Origin of the sequence: Kitasatospora sp. NPDC059803 (genome assembly GCF_042732255.1) — a bacterium.
Classification (GTDB): domain Bacteria; phylum Actinomycetota; class Actinomycetes; order Streptomycetales; family Streptomycetaceae; genus Kitasatospora.
The window spans coordinates 1-2,703 of the sequence record NZ_JBHWIJ010000512.1 but is presented as its reverse complement, the minus strand read 5'-3'; the positions used below and the strand labels follow the sequence as shown (position 1 = coordinate 2,703).

Annotated in this window: 1 protein-coding gene and 1 pseudogene; both read left to right on the top strand. The window is 73.7% G+C overall.

Annotated features, from left to right (window positions below; genetic code table 11):
* Nucleotides 1-277, top strand: a pseudogene (locus ACFV6I_RS38930) (hypothetical protein); the annotation flags it as partial.
* Nucleotides 278-467: 190 nt separating this feature from the next.
* Nucleotides 468-2,703: ATP-binding cassette domain-containing protein (locus ACFV6I_RS38925; protein WP_380430954.1), on the top strand; the 2,236-nt coding region annotated here is incomplete at its 3' end.

Sequence of the window (2,703 nt, the reverse complement as noted above, 5' to 3'; positions counted from 1 at the left end):
TGGCGACAACACACGGGCGGTGGGCCACGTTCTGCGTGATATCACGGCCCCCCCCGCGCCCGACCAACCCCCCCCCCACCCGGCCCCCGGGGGGCCCCCCGAGGTGGTGGCGGCGCAGGTCTCCGCCGGCGACGGCGCAGCGCCCTCGGGTGACGGCCAGCGCGCCGCCGAGGGCGCCGCCCCGAGCAGCGGGAAGGACGAGGCCGCCGCCAGGGCCGAAGCCGAGGCGAGGAGCCCGAAGATCCGCGTGGGCGCCGGCGCGGGCAAGGTGAGCTGAAGGCCCGCCCGGCGACCCGGCCGCCGCGTGAGCGCACATTCCGGTCGATTCGGAATGAGGCTTCCGCGCGGCGGTCGGCTGCGGGCCTCGGTAGCAGCAGTTTCCCCTCAAGAATTCCCACTTCGTCGCAGCGATCCCGTCCTGCCCGTGACGGTTTCCTCGCGACCTCCGCAAACAGGTGATCGTACACATGCCCTCTCTGCTGGGTGCCGCAGCCGGATACCGCTCCGTGGACGTGGACGTGCGCCCGCGTTCGGTCATTCCGGGCCGGCAGCGCTGGGACGTCAAGCTGGTCGTCGGGCGGCCCCGGACGGCCGAAGTCCTCGCCGCGGCCCTGCGGCGCGTCCCCGGGATCAGCGAGGCGCAGGCCAGCCCGGTCACCGGTGGGGTCCTCGTCCGGCACGACGCGCGGGTGAGTGCCGCGGACGTCGGCCGGATCGTCCGCAGAGCCGTCACCCTGGTCGCGCAGGGCCCGGTCGGCGCGGGACACCAGGCGGCCGACCGGCCCGGCGCCCAACCGGCTCCGCGGGTGGACCGCGGCGTCGTCGTGCGCCCCGTGCTCGCCGTCGGGGGCGGTGTGGCGGCCGGTGTCGCGCTGATCCGCGGGTCGGCGCTGAGCAGGCAGCTGGTCGCGCTGGGCGGCGTGGCGGCGGCGACCGCGGCCGTCGCCCGGAAGGCCTGGCGCCGGACGGTCGACACGACCCGGGAGCTGTCCGGGGCCGGAGCCGAACGCCACCCCCTGCTGGAGATCGTCGGACCGCACCGCCGACGGCTGCGCCGCGCCTGCGCGCTGTCGGTCGCCTGCCAGGTCTCGGAGATGGCGCTGGGCACCTTCCTCGGCTGGACGGGACTGGTGCTCATCAAGGGCGAGGCCGCGCCGCTGGTCAGCCTCGGCCTGGCCACCGCGTCCGCCCAACTCTGGGGTCTGGCCGGGCTGGTGGCGGCCGCCTGCGCCGCCGTGGCGGGCCTGTCGTACGCGTCGAACCTCCAGTGGCGCGCGCTCGGCCAGGACATCGAGCACGACTGGCGCAGCCGGACGTACGCCCACGTGCAGCACCTCGAACTGCGGCACCTGGAGGGCGAGCGGACCAGCCGGGTGGCCGGTGTGCTCACCGAGGACGTCGGTCAGCTGGGCGCGTTCTTCGCGACCTCGGCCAACGACGTGCTGCACCTGGGCACCAGTCTGGCCATCCTGGTGCCGGTGTTCCTGCTGATGGCGCCGCAGATCGCCTGGATCGCGTTCCTGCCCATCCCGGTCATCGCCTGGCTCTCCTTCCGCTACCAGGAGAAGGTCGCGGCCGACTACGCCGTCTCCGGTGAGCACCGGGCCCGGCTGCACAGCCAGCTGGTCAACACGCTGGAGGCCGGTGCCACCGTCAAGAGCTTCTGCACCGAGGACTACGAGGCCGAACGCATCGACGGGTTGAGCGCGGTCGCCCAGGACAGCCGGCACCAGACCGACCGGAGCACGATCCGCCACGCCGAGACCGTCCGGGCCTGCACGACCGCCTCGATGGCCGGCACCCTGCTGGTCGGCGGCCGCGCGGTGCTCAACGGCACGCTGCGCTTCGAGGTGTTCAGCCCGTTGATCGGGCTGCCCCAGATGGTGCTGTTCCGGATGAGCCGGCTCGGCGGCATCGTCGACCAGTACCAGCGCACCCTGGCCGCCTACGACCGGGTCCAGCGGCTGCACGTCCTGCCCGTGGAGGCCGAAGGCACCGGCGGACCGCTCGACGTCGAGAAGATCCAGGGTGAGATCGTCCTCGACGACGTGACCTTCGCCTACCCCGGCCGGCCGCCGGCGCTGGAGAACCTCTCGCTGACCATCCCCGCCGGGCAGGTCACCGCCCTCGTCGGCGCCACCGGCTCCGGCAAGACGACCATCGCCAAGCTGCTGATGCGCTTCCAGGACGCGGAGTCCGGCGCCGTGCTGCTCGACGGGCGGGACGTGTCCGACGTGCCGCGCCGCGACCTGCGCAACGCCATCGGGTTCGTCGCCCAGGACCCGTTCCTCTTCGACGGCAGCATCGCCGACAACATCCGCTACGGCAGCTTCGACGCCTCCGACGAGGCCGTCGTCGAAGCGGCCGCGACGGCCGAGGCGCACACCTTCATCGCGACGCTGCCGGACGGCTACGACACGGTGATCGGCGAACGCGGCGCCGCGCTCTCGGGCGGCCAGCGGCAGCGGATCGCCCTGGCCCGCGCGATCCTCAAGGACGCGCCGGTCGTGATCCTCGACGAGGCCACCTCCGCCGTGGACAACGAGACCGAGGCCGCCATCCAGCGCACGCTCCGCGGCTTCGCGGTCGACCGGACGATGGTCGTCATCGCCCACCGGCTCTCCACCGTCCGCCACGCCGACCGGATCTACGTCATGGACAAGGGCGGCGTCGTGGCCGAGCAGGGCACCCACGACGAACTCC